Source organism: Catellatospora sp. NPDC049111 (assembly GCF_040648615.1).
Classification (GTDB): Bacteria; Actinomycetota; Actinomycetes; order Mycobacteriales; family Micromonosporaceae; genus Catellatospora; species Catellatospora aurea.
In genome coordinates this window covers 45262-62323 of the sequence record NZ_JBEZEB010000002.1, presented here as the reverse complement: position 1 = coordinate 62323, position 17062 = coordinate 45262, and the positions used below count along the sequence as shown (strand labels likewise).

Below are 17062 nucleotides of genomic sequence, written 5' to 3'. Positions count from 1 at the left end.
GGGCGTTACTTCGCCGAAACCGCGGCACGATCTCATCATGGGCGTGATGCACTCGACCGGGGTGCGCACTGCTGCCACACTTGTCACCTGCGGAACACGGTGCGTCGCTTGACGCGCCGCGACAGCGGCGGTCAGCCGGGCAGAGGTCATGGGCAACAGTGGAGCGTCGCGGTGCGATGCCGACGCTGGGGAGGCAGGAGCAGACGTGAGCGAGCGGAGCGAACGGGTGATCGGCGACGAGGCGCTGCGCGGCGCCCCCACGTGGACCCCCAACCCGACCGAGCTGTCCGACCTCGAACTGCTGCTGGCCGGGGCGTACGCGCCGCTCGGCGGTTTCCTCGGCCGCGACGACCTGCGCTCGGTGGCGGCCACCTCCCGGCTCGTCGACGGACGCCCCTGGCCTTTGCAGGTCAAGCTGGAGGTGCCGGCCGGGATGCTGGACGGCATCGAGGTCGCCGACGCCCCGCCACTCGTGCTTACCGACGCCGAGGGCGCACCCGTCGCCCGGCTCGACGTCGCCGAGGTGTGGCCGACCCGCGAGGGCTGGTGCGGCGTCGCCGGGCCGGTCACCCGGTACGGCGACGGCGGGCGGGCCCCGTTCGACCGGCTGCGGATGCCCACCGACCACGTCCGCGGGCTGCTGACCGCGCAGCGGGTGCTCGGCTACTTCGCCGACCGGCCGCTGCACCGCCCGCAGCTCGCCCAGCTCAACCACGCCGCCCGCCAGCTCAACGCCCAGCTCGTCGTGCTGGTGCCGGTCGGCGCGCCCGGCCCCGACGGCCTGACCTCGGAGTCGCTGGTGCGCTGCGTGCTGGCCGCGCGGGACCGGATGAACGAGCCCGTGATCGTCGCCATCCCGCTGGCGAGCCGCGGCAACGAGATCACCGACGCCCTGATCCGGGCCCGGGTCGCCGCCGCGTACGGCGCCACGCACCTGCTCGGCACGGCCACCACCATGTCCGGCGGCGGCCCGCGCGTGCTGATCCCGCGCGAGCTGGTCTACGACAGCCGGGACGGCCAGTGGCGCGACCGCGACGAGGTGCCCGAGCGCTTCGAGCGCATCGCGCTCACCGACGAGGAGATCGCCGGGCTGCTCGACGACGGCCTGCCGCTGCCGGAGTGGCACACGCCCCCGGCGGTCGCCCGGGAGCTGTCCAAGGCCCGCCCGCCCCGCCGCCAGCGCGGTGTGGTCCTGTTCTTCACCGGCTTCAGCGGCTCCGGCAAGTCCACGGTGGCCCGCGGCGTCGCCGACGCGCTGCTGGAGACCGGTGAGCGCAGCCTGACCGTGCTCGACGGCGACGTGGTGCGCCGCGAGCTGAGCGCCGGGCTCGGTTTCAGCAAGGCCGACCGCGACCTCAACATCCGCCGCATCGGGTGGGTCGCCGCGGAGACGGCCCGGCACGGCGGCATGGCCATCTGCTGCCCGATCGCGCCGTACGCCAGCGCCCGCGCCAACGCCCGCGCCATGGCCACCGCCGCCGGGGCCGACTTCGTGCTGGTGCACGTGGCGACCCCGATCGAGGTGTGCGAGCAGCGCGACCGCAAGGGCCTCTACGCCCGCGCCCGCGCCGGGCAGATCACCGGGATGACCGGCATCGACGACCCGTACGAGGTGCCGACCGACGCCGAGCTGGTGCTCGACACCTCGGAGGGCACCATCGACGACGCCGTGGACACCGTGCTGGTGTTCCTGGGCGAAGAGGGCTGGATCAACCCCCGCAGCTGAGCAGCGCGACGGCCCGCCACCAGGCGGGCCGTCGCGGTCGGGCTCAGTAGGCCGGTCCGGTCACGATGTCGAAGGCCGGATGCTTGCTGAACTGCTGGAACGAGGACAGCCCCGTCGAGGTCATGTCGATCATCGAGCTGCGGCCCTCCTCGGCGCTCGGCGACTCGAAGTAGACCAGCGCCTTCAGCCGCGGGAACAGCTCCAGCTGCAGCCGCGCCGAGTCGAAGAACCTGGCCTGGTGCTGCGGGTTGTTGCGGGAGTGCCACACGCCCCACTCGCCCAGCATCAGCGGCTTGTCCGGGAAGGACGTCGCGGCCCAGTTGTAGAAGCCCGGCCAGTCCTTGCGGCTGCCCGACTTGCGGTTCATCATCTCCGCGAAGTCGCCGTAGCCGTAGCCCGGGTCGCTGTAGGCGTAGGTGTCCCAGGCGACCCAGTCCACCACGTCGTCGCCGGGGTACAGGTCCTCGAACCAGTCCTTGACGTTCCACGGCACGAACGCCATGTAGCACATCACCGAGACCAGGTTGGTCACGCCGCGGGCGCGCAGCCCGGTGACCACGTGCCGGTACGCCGCGGCGTAGTCCTTCGCGGTCATGCCGCTGCCGGGCCGCGCGATGACGTCGTTCTCCGGCTCGTGGTTCATCGTGAAGAAGAACTGGTCGCGCAGCGAGCCGCGGATGTGCACGGCCAGCCGGTCCAGGTAGGCCTCGGTGCGGGCGTCACCGCGGGCGATGCCGGCCCAGCTGACGCCCTGCGGCTTCCAGTTGAGGAACAGCACCCGCTTGTGCAGCGGATCCTTGGTGATGGACAGCTCCTGCGCGGTGGGGAACAGCGAGGTGCCGCGGTGGTACGCGTGGTAGACGACCTGCTGGCGGTTGGTGCGCCGCTCGAACTCGTACAGCGCCTGGATGCGGTTCTGCGAGGTGTGCGCGCCCGGCGCGACGCCCCACAGGGCTCCGCAGGTCGGCACCAGCGCCTGCCCGATCACGCACTCCACCGGCAGGTTCGGGTCGGTCGACGGCGACGGCGAGGTGGGCGGCACGCTTGGGCCGGGTGACACCGGCGCGCTCGGATCCGTGCTGGGCGGTGTGCTCGGGTCGGTCCCGGGCGGTGTGCTCGGGTCGGTCCCGGGCGGGGTGCTCGGGTCGACGACCGGCGGGACGCTCGGGTCGGTCCCGGGCGGCGTGCTCGGATCGGTAGCCGGTGGCGTGCTCGGCTCGGTCGCGGGCGGCTCGGTCGGGTCGATGACCGGCGGCATGCTCGGTTCGGTGACCGGCGGGTCGGTCGGCTCGACCGGCGGGACGCCGGGGCTGGGCTCCGGGCCGGGTTCGGTGCCCGGATCGGGCTGCCCGGGTCCCGGGTCAGGACCTGGCGCGGGACCGGGTTCCGTGCCGGGATCGGGGCTCGGCTGCGTGCCGGGGTCCGGGCCTGCGGTGGGCTCGGTGCCGGGCTGTGGACCCGTGCTCGGCTCGGTGCCGGGGTCCGGTCCTGTGCTCGGCTCGGTGCCAGGTCCGGGTTCGGTGCCAGGTCCGGTGCCAGGCCCAGGCTCCGTGCCGGGACCCGGTTCGGTGCCTGGGTCGCCGGGCTGGGTGCCCGGGTCGGGGCTGGGCTGCTGACCCGGGTCGGTGCTCGGGTCCGGTTCCGCACTCGGCTCGGAGCCGGGTTCGGGGTCGGGAGCGGTCGACGGGTCGGGGGCGCCGGGCTGGCCCGGGGTGGTCGGCTCGTCGCTCGGGGCGGCCGGGCTCGGCTCGGGCTCGTAGACCGGGTCGGTCGCGAAGGTGCCGCTCGGGACCGGGCTGGGGTCGGTGGCCGGGTCGACCGGAGTGGACGGGTCCGGGGCGGCGGACGGCAGGGGCGTCGCGCTCGGGTCGAACGTCGTGCCCGGCCACGGCGTCACGGTCGGCTCGGGCGCGCCCGTCCCGGACGGGCTCGGCGCGGTCGTGGGCTGGTCGGCCGGTGGCGGCAGGGTCGGCGCGGCGGGCTCGTTCCACTCGAAGGTGATGGTCGGCGGGCCGGTCGTGGTGCTGTCGGCCCGGGCTTCGCCCGCCACGAACTGGGCGACCTCGGTGCTGCTGGGGGCGGTGATCGCGAAGGCGTACCGGCCGGAGCGGCGGACGACGCGGGTCACGTCGAAGGCGACCGCCCGGTCGAAGCGGCCCGGTGCGACGCTGCCCACCACGCTGCCCAGCCGGGGCGCGGACTCGGCGGTGAGGGTGCCCTCCCGCCAGCGGGTGTCGGGGACGGTGGTCAGCTCCACCAGCCGGGGCAGCGGGCCGCTGTGCCGGCCGAGCCACAGCCACACCTTCTTCGGCTGGCGGCCGGCCGGCAGCTCGACGTCGAACTTGAGGTAGCTGACCGCCGCGCCACCGCCCACCCCGCCCGCGGTGAGGTAGAGCCGGCTGCCGGCGGTGACGCCGGGCTCGGTGCTCATCGTGTACGAGTCCTCGGACACGGTGACCCGTGTCGGCGGCGCGGACAGCCGCCCCGCCACCAGGCCGAGCAGCACTGCCGAGGCCAGCGTGGACATGGTGACGGTGACCGCGATGCCGATTCGCGTCCTACTCATCAGGTCGCCCCCTTCCCCCGAAAGCGGGCACTCAGATTTCTGTCCGAATCCGCGTACCCTCTGGGGCATCATAACCGTTGTGTCTTGTTTGCGAGCTTTTCGCCGAAGAACGCGCTAACTGCCGCTTGGCACCACGCAGGCCTCTCACCTGCACGAACGGTCATTGCGCAGGTATCGGCCGATATGCCTAGTTACGTCGTTACCGCCGGACCGTTGACCTCACCGGACGCAACAACGCCGGAGAAGGGCCACACGCCGTGGACGCGACATACGCCGGGCCTCCCCCCTCGTCGTACGACATGAGCGACTACCTGGGTTTGATCGCCCGTCACTGGTGGATCGCCGTGCTGCTGACCCTGGCCGGCACCGCCGGCGGTGCGGCGTACAACGAATCACTGCCGCGCGAGTACGTCTCCACGGCGTCCGTGCTGGTGCGACCGGCCGGGCTGGACGCCAACGTGGCCGGCGGCCGCACCCGCGACGAGATCAACCTGGACACCGAGGCGCAGCTCATGCGCTCGACCGCCGTGGTCGCCGGAGCCGCCAAGGTGCTCCAGCGCGAGGACGTGGACGTGCTCGCGGGCGCGGTCTCGGTCGAGGTGCCGCCGAACACCGCGGTCCTTCAGATCAACTACGCGGCGTCGGTGCCCGAGGAGGCGCAGGCCGGAGCCAAGGCGTTCGCACAGTCCTACCTGGCCAACCGGGAGGGCAACGCGAAGGCGGAGCTGGAGCGCCAGGCAGCGGCGTTGCGCGACAAAATCAAGGACCTCACCGAAGATCTCACGAAGATCAACAGCAAGCTCTCCGACGCCAGCCCGAAGAGCTCGAACTACGCCACCCTGGACAGCCAGCGCGACACCACGGTGACCCAGATCAACCAGCTCAACAACAAGGTGAACCAGCTGGCCACCGAGACGGTCAGCGCCGGCACGGTCATCCGCGAGGCCCGCGTGCCCGGCCGCCCGGTCAAGCCGACCGCGGCGGTCAACTACGCCGCGGGCGCGCTGCTCGGGCTGCTGGCCGGGCTCGGCGTCGCGGCCCTGCGCGAACGCCTGGACAAGCGCGTACGCGCCGGGCGTGACCTGGCCCGCAGCGGCGTGGCGGTGCTCGGCGCGGTGCCCGGCAAGGGCACGGGCTGCACGGAGGTCTTCACCCCGTTCAGCCCCGGCGGGCGTGCCTTCAACCGGCTGCGCAACGAGGTCGTCGCCGCGTTCCGCCCCGGCGAGCAGGTCGTCGTGGTCACCGGAGCGAGCCGCGGCCCGGCCGCCACGCTGGTCGCCGCGAACCTGGCCGCCGCGCTGTCGCGTACCGGCGCCGAGGTGGTGCTCATCGGCGCGCAGCTGCCCGACTCGCTGACCGAGGCCGCGCCGCTGGCCCGGCTCGTCGGCGTCGCGCCGACCCCGGGACTGTCCGAGGTGCTCGCCGGCCGGGTCAGCCTGGCCGAGGCGACGCAGCGCGCGGCGCGTACCCCCTCGTTGCACGTCATCACGACCGGCGGCACCGCCACCGCGGCAGGCATGCTGCAGTCGCACGCGCTTCGCGACATCATCGGCACGCTGCGCGCCCACGCCGACTACCTGGTGGTCGAGGCCCCCTCGACGTCGGCCAGCGCCGACGCGCAGAGCCTGGCCAGCCTGGCCGACGCCGCGATCCTCGCGGTGGAGACCCGGCGCACCAGCCGCCCCGAGGTCGCCGACGCCGCCGAGCAGTTGCGCCGGGTCGGCACGCCCCTGCTGGGCGGCGTGATGATGCCGCGGCTGCCGCACCGGGCCCGCCGCACGCCGTCCACGACCGACAGCGAGACCACGCCCGCCGAGCCGACCGGACGGCCGCTGCTCAGCGAGGACGAGGGACCGGTCGACGCGGCCACCAACGGCCACAAGCCGCACGCCGACGAGCAGACGATCATGCTGGCCCCACTGGACGCCTCGGCCCTGACCGAGCTGGACGAGGCCCATCGGCAATGATCGACATGCGGAGCCCGCTCCGCGGCCTTAACCGGTCGTCCATCCTCCGCAGCGCTCCGGATGTACACCGAGCGGCCGCTCCGACGGGCTCCCGGGCCCTGCGGGCCGGTGCCCCGGACGGCGTCGCCGCGCCGACCATCGCACCGGCCCGCCCCAGCCTGCTGTTCGGACCGGCCTGGCCGCTGACCGCGCTGCTCGCGCTGTACCCGTTGTGGTGGGCGCTCGGCCTGGGCGTGCTGATCTTCCCGATCATGGCCGTGCCGATGGCCTGGCAGCTCTACCGGCGGCACGCGTCGGGGCTGCCGGTGCGGCTGCCGCCCGCGTTCTGGCTGTGGCTGGCGTTCTGCGCGGTGACCGTCGTCGGCTTCGGCGTGCTCGACGTGGACCCGGCGGGCACCGTCGGCGCCACCTTCGGTGAGCGGATCACCGCACCGGTCTACAAGCTCGTCCAGCACCTGGCCCTGACGGTGCTGCTGGTGTACGCCGGCAACCTGTCGGCGGCCGTGCTGCCGCAGCGGCGGCTGGTGAACCTGCTGGCCTGGATGTTCGCGGTGACCGTGGCCGGCGGGCTGCTCGGCACGTTCGCCGGGCACTTCGAGTTCACCTCGCCGGTCGAGCTGCTGCTGCCCGACGGGGTGCGCGGCAAGGGCTTCGTGAAGTCGCTGGTCCACCCGTACGCCGCACAGATCATGGACCTGGTCGGCGACCCGCTGCCGCGCCCCGCCGCGCCCTGGGGCTACACCAACACCTGGGGCAACAACTTCTGCCTGCTGGTGGTGTGGTTCGTGGCGGCGGTGTTCGCCTTCCCGAGCCGCCCCCGCACCCGGCTGCTGGCCGTCGGCGTGCTCGCCGTGTCGGTCATCCCCGTCGTGCACTCGCTCAACCGCGGACTGTGGATAGGCCTGGGCGCGACGGCGGTCTTCATCGCGGTGCGCCAGGCCCTCGCGGGGCGGCTGCGGGCGCTGGTCGCCCTGGGAGTGGTGCTGGCCGGGCTGGCCGTCGCGCTGGCCACCACCCCGCTCGGCGGGGTCATCGAGCGCCGCCTCGACAACGGCAAGTCCAACGGGGTGCGCATGTTCCTCACCGAGCGGGCCGTGTCGGGCGTGGCCGAGTCGCCGGTGCTCGGCTTCGGCTCGACCCGCAGCACCCAGGGCGGCCGGCAGTCGATCGCGGTCGGCGAGTCGGCGGCGTGCGAGCGCTGCGGCAACTTCACCGTCGGCGGCAACGGCCAGCTGTGGCAGCTGCTGTACGCGCACGGCCTGGCCGGCACCCTGACCTACTTCGGCTTCTTCGGCCTCGCGCTGTGGCGGTTCCGCCGGGACCGCTCCGCGCTCGGGCTGGCCGCCTCGGCCGCGATCGCGGGCTCGTTCGTCGCCGCGCTCTGGTACAACTCGCTCGTCACGCCGCTGGCCTTCACCTTCCTCGGATATGTGGTGCTGTGGCGCAACTCCCGCTTCCAGATCGCGCCCAGCTCCGTTGAGCCCGTGGGACATAACGGACACCAGCGGAGGAGCTGACGTGACAAGCAGCGAGCGTTCAACCCGGGGTCCCGCGTGACCGCGGTCGGCACGGCCGCGGTGGACACCGGCGACGCGCAGCTGCGCGGGCAGTACCTGCGCGAGGTGCTGGAACTGCTCTACCCGGGCTGCTCCACCGCCACCGAGGGCCGCCGCGTGGTGGAGTACCTGGCGATCCCGGACGCCCGGCGGTGCAAACTGCTGGTGCCCGCGGGCTCCCGCCGGGTCGCCGCCGCCGCGGTGCGCCGGTTCTCCGAACCGCAGGGCCGGCTCGGCCGGCTCAAGCGCGACGCGGTCGCCATGGCGCTGCGCTCCGGCGCCTGGTCCACGCTGGTGCGCGACCGGGTCCGGCTGACCTCCCGGGAGGGCGGCACCGACACCGTCGACCACTTCCTGTCCACCGCGCTCGGCACGCCACTGCAGGTCAGCATCCACATCGGACCGGTACGCGCCAACCGCAAGCCGGTGCTGCAGCTGCTCGACCCGCGGGGCGGCACCATCGGCTTCGCCAAGTTCGGGGTCGGGCCGCTCACCCGGCGGCTGGTGCGCGCCGAGACCGCGGCCCTGTCCGCGCTGTCCCACGTGCAGCTGCCCGAGATCGTGGTGCCGAGCATCCTGCACGCCGGCCAGTGGCGGGGCATGCAGGTGCTGGTGCAGTCCGCGCTGCCGGTGTGGGAGCCACGGGTGCCGCTGTCGCCTGCCCGGCTGCAGCGCGCCATGGCCGAGGTCGCCGGCGCCTGCGGACTCACCCAGGGCTGGCTGGCCACCAGCCCGTACTGGGCGGACCTGCGCAACCGGCTGTGCCAGCTGGTCGCCGACACCCCCGAGGGCTCGGGCCGGGCCGCGACCGAGGTGGCGCAGCTGTTCGAGGCGGCGCGGGCGCTGGTCGAGCACGCCGCGGAGCTGAACCTGCGCTTCGGCGCGTGGCACGGCGACTGGGCCCCGTGGAACATGGCCAACGTCGCCGAGTCGCTGCTGATCTGGGACTGGGAGCGGTTCACGCCCGGGGTGCCGCTCGGCTTCGACGCTGTGCATCACGACCTGCAGCGCCAGATCCAGGACGGGGTGGACGCGCAGACCGCGGTCGAGTCCACGGTGCGGCAGGCGCCGGCGCTGCTCGCCCCGTTCGACGTCGCGCCCGGCAGCGCCGAGATCGTGGCGCTGCTGTACCTGGTGGACCTCGCCACGCGGTACCTCAGCGACCGCCAGGCCGAGGCCGGGGCCCGCCTCGGCGTCACCGGCACCTGGCTGCTGCCCGTGCTGATCCGCAAGGTCCGGTCCCTCTAGATGAACCCCGTTCCGGTTCCCGTGCAGCTGACGCCGCCCCGGCGACTGCGCGGGATCCGGAGCGGGTCTCGCGCCAACCCGCCCATGGAGAGCCAGTGAAGACGTCGAACGTGCCCGAGTCGGTCAAGCGGGTGGTCCACATCGGCTCCCGCTCGGTCGGCTGGATGACCTCGGGCGCGCGCATGCTGCCGTCGTTCCTGATCTGCGGCGGTCAGCGGTGCGGGACCACCTCGCTCTACCGGGCGCTGGCCGCGCACCCCGCCGTGCTCAAAGCGGTGCTGCACAAAGGTGTGCACTACTTCGACACCAGCTACCACCGCGGCCGGGCCTGGTACCAGGGGCACTTCCCGCTGCGGCGCACCGCCGCCCGCATCGAGCGGGAACTGGGCGTACGCCCGCAGACCTTCGAGTCCAGCCCGTACTACCTGTACCACCCGCACGCGGGCGCGCGCATCGCCCGCGACCTGCCCGACGTCAAGCTGATCGTGCTGGTCCGCGACCCGGTGGAGCGCGCCTACTCCCAGCACGCGCACGAGGTCGCGCGAGGCTTCGAGACCGTCGCCGACTTTGCGCAGGCGCTCGAACTGGAACCGGCCCGGCTGCGCGGGCAGCGCGAGCGGCTGCTCGCCGACCAGCACGCGTACTCCTTCTCGCACCAGCACCACGGCTACCGCTCGCGCGGCGAGTACGCCGTCTACCTGCGCCGCCTCGCCGAGCAGGTGGGCCGCGACCGGATCCTGGTGGTGGAGAGCGAACGTTTCTTCAGCGACCCGCGCCCGACCTACGACGAGGTGCTGACGTTCCTCGACCTGCCGCAGCTGAGCTACCCGCAGTTCGAGCAGCACAACGCCCGGCCGCGCAGCGCGCCGATGCCGGCCCGGCTGCGCGCCGAGCTGACCGCCCACTACGCGCCGCACGACGCTGAACTCGCGACCTGGCTGGGCCGCACCCCGAGTTGGCGCGCATGAGCGCGCGCCGAGCAGCACCGGCCACCGGCGCGGCGCGCGGCAGCGGCAGCGTCGGGCTCGCCGACGTTCCGCCAGGTCTGCCGGGTCGGACGGGTCCTGCAGGGTCGCCACCACCGGGCGGTTCCGGCGACACCGCCGGCCTGGCCCGGGGTGGCGTCGCCAACCTCGCGGGCGCGGCGCTGGCCGCCGTCGCCGGGGTCGGTGTCACCTGGCTCGTCGCGCGCGGGCTGGGCCCGGTCGCGGCGGGGTCCTTCTTCGCCGCCACCTCGGCGTTCGTGCTGGTCGGCGGCATCGCGCGGCTGGGCACGACGACGGCGCTGGTCTACTGGCCGGCCCGGCTACGGGCCCAGGGCCGCCCCGAGCTGATCGGTCCGTGCCTGCGCAGCGGCCTGGTCCCGGTCGCGGTACTCGGCCTGGCGCTGGGCATCGCGGTATGGCTGACCGCGGAGCACTTCGTGCCCGAGTACGCCGCCCCGCTCACCATGCTGGCCCTGTTCCTGCCGGTGGCGGCGCTGTCGGAAGCGCTGCTCGCGGCGACCCGCGGCTACCGCATGATGCGCCCGACCGTGCTGCTCGAAAAGATCATGCGGCCCGCCACGCAGCTGCTGTGCGTGGGCTCGCTGGCCGTGCTGGCCCTGTCCGACATCGTCTCGCCGCCGTCCACCTGGGCGCTGGCCTGGGTGCTGCCGTATGTGCCGGGGGCCGCGATCGCCGCGTTCCTGGTGTGGCGGCGCTGGCACCACGAGCCGACGCTGACCCGCCGCGACCGGATCGCCGCCCGGATCGAGGGGCGCACCGTGGGCTCCGCGTTCTGGCGCTACACCGCCCCCCGCGCGCTGGCCAACGCCGCGCAGACCGCGCTGCAGCGGGTGGACGTGCTCATGGTCGCCGGGCTGGCCGGGCTCGCGCCCGCCGCCGCGTACGCCGTGGCCGGGCGCTTCGTCGTGCTCGGACAGCTCGCCAACGGCTCCATCGCCCAGGTGGTGCAGCCCCGGCTGGCCGAGACCCTCGCGGTCGGCGACCGGGCGGGCGCCCTGCGGCTCTACCAGACCGCCACCGCCTGGCTCGTGATGATCAGCTGGCCGCTGCACCTCATCGTGGCCACCTACGCCGACCTTTACCTCGGCCTGTTCGGCGCGACCTATACCGCGGCCGCCCCGGCCGTGCAGGTGCTCGCCGCGGCGATGCTGATCAGCACCGGCTGCGGCATGGTCGACATGGTGCTCTCGATGGCCGGGCGCACCACCTGGAACCTGATGAACGTGCTGCTGGCGCTGGTCACCATGGTCGCCATCGACCTGGTCGCGATCCCCCGGCTCGGCGTGCTCGGAGCCGCCATCGGCCTGGCCGCCGCGGTCGCGGTCAACAACCTGCTGCCGCTGGCCCAGCTCGCCACCTCGATGCGGCTGCACCCCTTCGGCTCCGGCACGCGTACCGCGATGGCACTGGCCGCCACCAGCTTCGGCGTCGTGCCGTGGCTGGTGCGGCTGGTCGTGCCGAGCCAGCCGGTGGGCGCGGGCGCGGCCCTGGTGCTCGCCGCCGGGGTCTACTTCGGCGGGCTGCGCCGCTTCCAGGACCGGCTGGGACTCCCGGCACTGCTCGCCGCCGCCCGGCCCGGCCGCCGGAACACCGTCAAGACCGCTTCGCAGGGCTAGCGGAGCGGAAGCACCGACAGCACCACTCAGAGAAGAAAAGGAACACGAACCGCATGCGCGCCGACTACACCGAGATCTTCCAGGACGAGGCGACGGTCGAGAAGTACGAGCACGTCGTATACGCCCCGGACAGCTACGCCTCGGCGATAAATCGGCGCCAACGCGCCTACCTGCGCCGCCTGGCGAAACGGGCGTTCCCCTACCGCCGTCCCGTGCAGCACGACTTCGCCTGCGGCACCGGCCGGGCCATCCGCATCCTGCACGGGCTGGTCCGCGGTGCGCACGGCTACGACACGTCCGCGGCGATGCTGGCCAAGGCCGAGGAGGTCGGCGCGTACGCCGAGCTGCACCTGGTCGCCGCCGAGGGCGAGGTTCCCGACCCGACGCCGACCGAGATCCCGGCCCTGGTCACCATCTTCCGGCTGCTGCTCAACGTGGACAACGACGTACGCGAGCGGGCCATCGCGTTCTCCGCGAAGGTGCTGCCCAACTACGACGCCGGCCTGCTCGTGGTGGAGAACCACGGCAACCGGCACTCGCTGCGCCACCTGCGCCACGCCCGGCACACCGGCTCGCCCTGGTTCGCCGAACTCGACCACACCGAGGTCGCCGAACTGCTCGACCGGCACGGCTTCACCATCGTCGAGCAGCGCGGCTTCGCCCTGTTCACGCAGGGCTGGTACGGCCGGCGCGGGCTGCGCACCCTGGCCAAGCTCGTCGACGACGTCGTCGCCCGCACCGGCTGGGGCGGCAAGTGGGCCGTCAACGTCCTGTACGTCGCCCGCCGCACCCGGCCCGTCGACTGACATGACCCGCCCGCTGCGGATCCTCGCCGGGGTGGCCACCGTGGCCATGCTCGCCACGTGCGGCTCCCCTCCCCCGGCGGACCGCGGCATCGCGGTGTCCCCGCCGCCCGGCTCCCCCGTCGCGCCCGCCGCGGCGGGCGGGCCCGTCGCCGCGCCCGCGACCGGCGCGCTGCTCGGCGCATGGGTGCGCCCCGACAGCCTGACCCAGGCCGGCCGGGTCACCGGCGTCGTGGAGTTCGAGCAGGAGCTGGGGCGGCGGCTCGACGTCGTCAACACGTACCGCCGACTGCGCGAGGAGTTCGGCACCAGCTCCGACCGGACGTTCCTGGAGTCCGGGGCGACGCTGATGTTCAGCTGGACCGGCGGGCCCAGCGCCGAGGTCGTCCTCGGCGACCACGACGACGAGATCCGCGAACGCGCCCGGCAGGCGCGCGAGCTGGACGTGCCGGTGCTGGTGCGGCTGCGCTGGGAGATGGACCGGCCCAACCTGGCCGCCGAGGTCGGCTCGCCGCAGGAGTACGTCGCCGCCTGGCGGCACACCCGCGCCCTGTTCGCGGACGAGGGCGCGGACAACGTGTCTTGGGTGTGGTGCCCGACCGAGGAGGGCTTCACCGCCGGCCGCGCCCCGGACTACTACCCCGGCGACGACCAGGTCGACTGGACCTGCGTCGACGTGTACGCGGGCTCCGACCTGACCCCCCTCGGCGACCTGCTCGAACCGTTCCTCCGCTGGGCCGCCGCCCACCCGCACCCCATCATGATCGGCGAGTACGGCGTCTCCCGCGCCTGGACCGCCGGCCAGCGCGCCTCCTGGCTCCGCGACGCCGCCGCGGTCTTCCGCCGCAACACCCAGATCAAGGCCGTCCTCTACTTCGAGTCCAACCCCGACAACCGCACCCCGGCCGGCGAATTCGCCCTCCGCCCCGACCAGGCCCCCCTCGAAGCCTTCCGCGACACCGCCACCCACCCCCACTTCCGCCGCTGACCCCACCCACCGCCCCACCGCCCCACCGCCCCACCGCCCCACCGCCGCGCCACCCCACCACCGCGCCACCGCGCCACCGCCCGCATCGCCGCGTTGATCATGAACTTATGGCACGGTTCGACGGCGTATCACTGCCCCAACTTCATGATCACCGCGGCGGCGGGGTGGAGATCTGTTTTTGTGGACGCCCGACGCCCCTATAGGGGCATCCAGCGTCCACAAAAACAGATCTTGGTCGATCGGCGTTCGGGGGCAGAGACGCCATGCCGGGTGTGGCAGTCGAGGCGGCCTACCCTGCGAGCCCGGTCAGGCCCCGCGGTGGGCCCGAGCCGCATCGCCGCCCCGAACCGCGGACGAACCCGCTGGTCACAGACCCGAAGCGTTAACAAGGGCACCTTCTACATCGCGGAGCGATGGGAAGGTGCCCTTCCTTCGTCCCTAGCGGCGGCGGAGGGCGGCGCCGGCGAGGAGGCGGGCGGCGTACGGGAGGTCGTGGACGAGGTAGCGGCCGGCGAGACGGCCGGGCTCCTGGGCCAGGCGGTGGGCCCATTCGAGGCCGCTGCGCTGCATCCAGATGGGAGCCCGGTGCAGCTCCCCGGCGACGAAGCCGATCGCCGCGCCGCAGCCGATGAACCAGGTGAACGGCAGCTCGGCGCGCAGGTCGGAGATGACGCGCTCCTGCTTGGGGAAGCCCAGGCCGACGAAGACGAAGTCGGGCTTGGCCTCGATGACGTCGGTGTACACCTGGGCGCACGTGTCCGGGTCGAGGTCGAACCCGAACGGCGGGGCGACCTGCCCGGCGATGCGCAGTCCGGGGCACCCGGCGGCGAGCACCGCCGCCGCCTTGACCGCGCCGTCGGTGCCGGTCTCGTCGGGGGGCGTGCCGCCGAGCAGGTAGACCGAGCGCCCAGCGCGGCCGAGGGCGGCGGACAGGCTCCAGATGAGACCGGAGCCGGTCACCCGTTCGGGTAGCGGGGTGCGGGAGAGCTTGCTGGCCCAGACCAGCGGCATGCCGTCGGCGACGACCAGGGTCGCGTCCTCCAGGAAGCCGCGCACTTCGGCGGCGCGCACGCCGCGCCCCGAAGCCAGCCGCATGATGTCGACGTTCGGGGTGAGGATGCGTCCCCCGTCACCGCGTTCCAGGGCGGCGATCACTCTTTCGGCCACGGCCTCCTCGGTGACGGCGTCGAACCAGGTGCCGGCGAGGTGGACCTTTCGGCCATAAACAGTCCCCGTAAAAGCCATGAATTCAGACAATACAGACCAACAACACTGTTCGGTCGTTATACCGCACGAGGGCGCGTCGCACCGCGACGCCGCAGTGGGGGATGTATGACGACCAGGGTTCTTTTCGTCGGTGGGCTCGGCCGCAGCGGCACGACCCTGATCGAACGCGTGCTGGGCGAGCTGCCCGGCGTGTGCGCTCTGGGCGAGATCGTCCACCTGTGGCAGCGCGACCTGCGCGACGACGAGCGCTGCGGCTGCGGCGAGCGGTTCAGCGGCTGCGACTTCTGGCAGCACGTCGGCAAGGCCGCCTTCGGCGGCTGGCACCGGGTGGACGTGCACCGCATCCTGGCCCTGCGCGACCTGGTCGAGCGCACCCGGCACATCCCCCGACTGGCCGGGTCGAGCCGGCTGGCCGCCAAGGACTTCGCCGCCCTGGTCACCGAGTACGCCGACTACTACGCGCGTATCTACGCCGCGGCGGCCGAGACCTCCGGCGCGAGTGTCGTGATCGACTCGTCCAAGCACAGCGCGCTGGCCCACTGCCTGCGTTGGTCGGACGCGGTGGACCTGCGGGTGCTGCACGTGGTACGCGACGCCCGCGGGGTGGCGTACTCGTGGACCAAGACGGTGTCGCGGCCGGAGACGGACGGCACCGAAGAAATGACCCGGTATGCCCCGACACGCAGCGCGCTGCTGTGGAACGCGCACAACGCCGCGTTCGGGCTGCTGCGCCGCCGCGGCGTGGCCGTGCGCCGGGTGCGGTACGAGGAGTTCCTGGCCCGGCCCCGCAGCAGCGTGCAGCGCATCGCCGCGTTCATGGGGCTGGACCCGTCCGTGATGGACCTCGGCTTCGTCGACGACGAGGCCGTCGAGCTGTCGCGCGGCCACAGCGCCGCGGGCAACCCGATGCGGTTCACGGTCGGGCGCATCGAGTTGCGTCGCGACGACGCCTGGCGCCGGCAACTGCCGCCGCGCCAGCGCGCCCTGGTCGGGGCCGTGTGCGCGCCGCTGCTGCGGGCGTACGGGTACCCGCTGAGCAGTAGCGCTGAGATAGTGGGAGCACACCGATGAGGGTCAAGGTCAACACCGGCCGGTTCGACGGCACACGCGGGGCCCGCCCCGCCGGCACCGAGCGCGCCACCGCCGCCGTCTCCGGCGAGCCGCCCGCCGGGGTCCAGGGCAGCACCGCGCAGGCGGCCGCCCCACAGGTCGGCACGGCCGCGGGCACCTCCCCAGCCGCCGGCACGGCGGCACGACGTGCGCAGGCCGACGGCGCATCGGCAGGCACGCCGTCGGTGCTCGACGGTCCGGCACACGACGCGATGCCGCAGCGCCGCGAGTGGCCAGCGGTCGGCGTGGTCATTCCCACCCGCAACCGCCCGGAGCTGCTACGCAAGACCCTCGACGCGGTACGCGCCCAGGACTACCCCGGCCCACTGCGGATCATCGTGGTCTTCGACCAGGCCGAGCCGGACCCGGAGCTGGCCACCACCGACGACCGTCCGGTGCTGGTGCTGGCCAACTGGCGGCAGCCCGGCCTGGCCGGGGCGCGCAACACCGGTATCGCGGCGCTGGACACCGAGCTGGTGGCGTTCTGCGACGACGACGACCGCTGGCACCCGGGCAAGCTGCGCCGCCAGGTCGGCGCGCTGGTCCGCACGCCGGACGCGGAGTTCGCCACGTGTGCGATCGAGGTGGAGTTCGAGGGAACCGCCCACCCCCGGCTGGCCGGCACGGGCTCGGTGACCGTCGAACACCTGGCCCGCTCGCGGATGTCGATGCTGCACTCGTCGGGCTTCCTGGCCCGGCGCGAGACGCTGCTGGAGTCCGGCGTCATCGGCCCGGTCTCCGAGGACGCCCCGGGCAGCCAGAACGAGGACTGGGACCTGCTGCTGCGGGCCGCCCGCCGGCACCCGATCGTGCACGTGGACGAGCCGCTGGTGCGGGTGCTGTGGGGCCGCAGCAGCTTCTACGCGTACGAGTACTCCACCAAGATCTCCTCGCTGCGCTGGATGATGGCCCGCCACCCGGAGATCTCCGGCTGCCGCCCGGGCGCGGCCCGGGTCTACGGCCAGCTGGCCTGCTGGTCGGCGGCGGCCGGGGACAAGCGGCAGGCCTGGCGCTGGACCCGGGAGACGGTACGCAACAACTGGCGCGAGCCGCGGGCCGCCATCGCCCTGGCCGCCCTCACCGGGGCGGTCAAGGTCGAGACGGTGCTGACCGCGCTGCACCGGCGCGGCCACGGCATCTGAACGCGTTCGCACAGTCACACCTGCACCGATCACCACGTTCCACCGTTGCCCGTGCGCGTCCGCGTACGATACGGTGTTGAACCTTGTTGGATTTCGGTGACTTAGG

Annotated in this window: 12 protein-coding genes; 10 read left to right on the top strand and 2 right to left on the bottom strand. The window is 73.4% G+C overall.

The genetic code is table 11. The features are described 5' to 3' along the window. Nucleotides 1-205 precede the first annotated feature (205 nt). A complete protein-coding gene (gene cysC, locus AB0B66_RS02875; RefSeq protein WP_360521935.1) occupies nt 206-1726 on the top strand; it encodes an adenylyl-sulfate kinase in 1521 nt (506 codons plus the stop codon). Between the two features lie 43 nt (nt 1727-1769). Here cysC and AB0B66_RS02870 read toward each other — a convergent pair whose 3' ends face one another. Next, nucleotides 1770-4292 carry a hypothetical protein gene (locus AB0B66_RS02870; protein WP_360521932.1) on the bottom strand — a complete coding sequence of 841 codons (2523 nt, stop codon included), beginning with the start codon at nt 4290-4292 and terminating at the stop codon, nt 1770-1772. Nucleotides 4293-4591: 299 nt separating this feature from the next. Between AB0B66_RS02870 and AB0B66_RS02865 the strand changes: the two genes are divergently transcribed. The 7 genes from AB0B66_RS02865 to AB0B66_RS02835 all read left to right on the top strand — a co-directional run bounded on the left by AB0B66_RS02865 (nt 4592) and on the right by AB0B66_RS02835 (nt 13477). Further along, complete coding sequence (locus AB0B66_RS02865) at nt 4592-6259, top strand: lipopolysaccharide biosynthesis protein (protein ID WP_360521929.1); 1668 nt, start codon at nt 4592-4594, stop codon at nt 6257-6259. A 5-nt stretch (nt 6260-6264) separates the two neighbouring features. Next, entirely contained in the window at nt 6265-7776 is a 1512-nt protein-coding gene (locus tag AB0B66_RS02860) for a hypothetical protein (RefSeq protein WP_360521926.1), read from the top strand. A 36-nt stretch (nt 7777-7812) separates the two neighbouring features. After that, entirely contained in the window at nt 7813-9063 is a 1251-nt protein-coding gene (locus AB0B66_RS02855) for a hypothetical protein (protein ID WP_360521923.1), read from the top strand. Nucleotides 9064-9158: 95 nt separating this feature from the next. Next, on the top strand, nt 9159-10031 hold the full coding sequence (locus AB0B66_RS02850; RefSeq protein WP_360521920.1) for a sulfotransferase: 873 nt from the start codon (nt 9159-9161) through the stop codon (nt 10029-10031). Continuing rightward, on the top strand, nt 10028-11686 hold the full coding sequence (locus tag AB0B66_RS02845) for a polysaccharide biosynthesis C-terminal domain-containing protein (protein WP_360521917.1): 1659 nt from the start codon (nt 10028-10030) through the stop codon (nt 11684-11686). Before AB0B66_RS02850 ends, AB0B66_RS02845 begins: the two co-directional genes overlap by 4 nt. Before the next feature lie 53 nt (nt 11687-11739). Then, a complete protein-coding gene (locus tag AB0B66_RS02840; protein WP_360521914.1) occupies nt 11740-12492 on the top strand; it encodes an SAM-dependent methyltransferase in 753 nt (250 codons plus the stop codon). 1 nt (nt 12493) lies between these two features. Continuing rightward, nucleotides 12494-13477, top strand: coding sequence for a glycosyl hydrolase (locus tag AB0B66_RS02835; protein WP_360521911.1), 984 nt, complete (start codon nt 12494-12496; stop codon nt 13475-13477). 438 nt (nt 13478-13915) lie between these two features. On the opposite strand, the gene AB0B66_RS02830 is transcribed toward AB0B66_RS02835, so the two are convergent. After that, entirely contained in the window at nt 13916-14722 is an 807-nt protein-coding gene (locus tag AB0B66_RS02830; protein WP_360521908.1) for a WecB/TagA/CpsF family glycosyltransferase, read from the bottom strand. 87 nt (nt 14723-14809) lie between these two features. On the opposite strand from AB0B66_RS02830, the gene AB0B66_RS02825 reads away from it, so the two are divergent. Continuing rightward, nucleotides 14810-15775: a sulfotransferase gene (locus AB0B66_RS02825; protein ID WP_360521905.1), complete on the top strand. Its 966-nt coding sequence runs from the start codon at nt 14810-14812 to the stop codon at nt 15773-15775. After that, on the top strand, nt 15772-16956 hold the full coding sequence (locus AB0B66_RS02820) for a glycosyltransferase (RefSeq protein ID WP_360521902.1): 1185 nt from the start codon (nt 15772-15774) through the stop codon (nt 16954-16956). Before AB0B66_RS02825 ends, AB0B66_RS02820 begins: the two co-directional genes overlap by 4 nt. The last annotated feature ends 106 nt before the right edge of the window (nt 16957-17062 follow it).

What these genes read in the sequence shown, in the direction of transcription:
- AB0B66_RS02840 (WP_360521914.1), top strand. Translation starts at nt 11,740, where the DNA reads ATGCGCGCCGACTACACCGAGATCTTCCAGGACGAGGCGACGGTCGAG.
- AB0B66_RS02825 (WP_360521905.1), top strand. Translation starts at nt 14,810, where the DNA reads ATGACGACCAGGGTTCTTTTCGTCGGTGGGCTCGGCCGCAGCGGCACG.
- AB0B66_RS02865 (WP_360521929.1), top strand. Translation starts at nt 4,592, where the DNA reads ATGAGCGACTACCTGGGTTTGATCGCCCGTCACTGGTGGATCGCCGTG.
- AB0B66_RS02860 (WP_360521926.1), top strand. Translation starts at nt 6,265, where the DNA reads ATGCGGAGCCCGCTCCGCGGCCTTAACCGGTCGTCCATCCTCCGCAGC.
- AB0B66_RS02830 (WP_360521908.1), bottom strand. Translation starts at nt 14,722, where the DNA reads ATGGCTTTTACGGGGACTGTTTATGGCCGAAAGGTCCACCTCGCCGGC.
- AB0B66_RS02820 (WP_360521902.1), top strand. Translation starts at nt 15,772, where the DNA reads ATGAGGGTCAAGGTCAACACCGGCCGGTTCGACGGCACACGCGGGGCC.
- AB0B66_RS02870 (WP_360521932.1), bottom strand. Translation starts at nt 4,292, where the DNA reads ATGAGTAGGACGCGAATCGGCATCGCGGTCACCGTCACCATGTCCACG.
- AB0B66_RS02845 (WP_360521917.1), top strand. Translation starts at nt 10,028, where the DNA reads ATGAGCGCGCGCCGAGCAGCACCGGCCACCGGCGCGGCGCGCGGCAGC.
- AB0B66_RS02835 (WP_360521911.1), top strand. Translation starts at nt 12,494, where the DNA reads ATGACCCGCCCGCTGCGGATCCTCGCCGGGGTGGCCACCGTGGCCATG.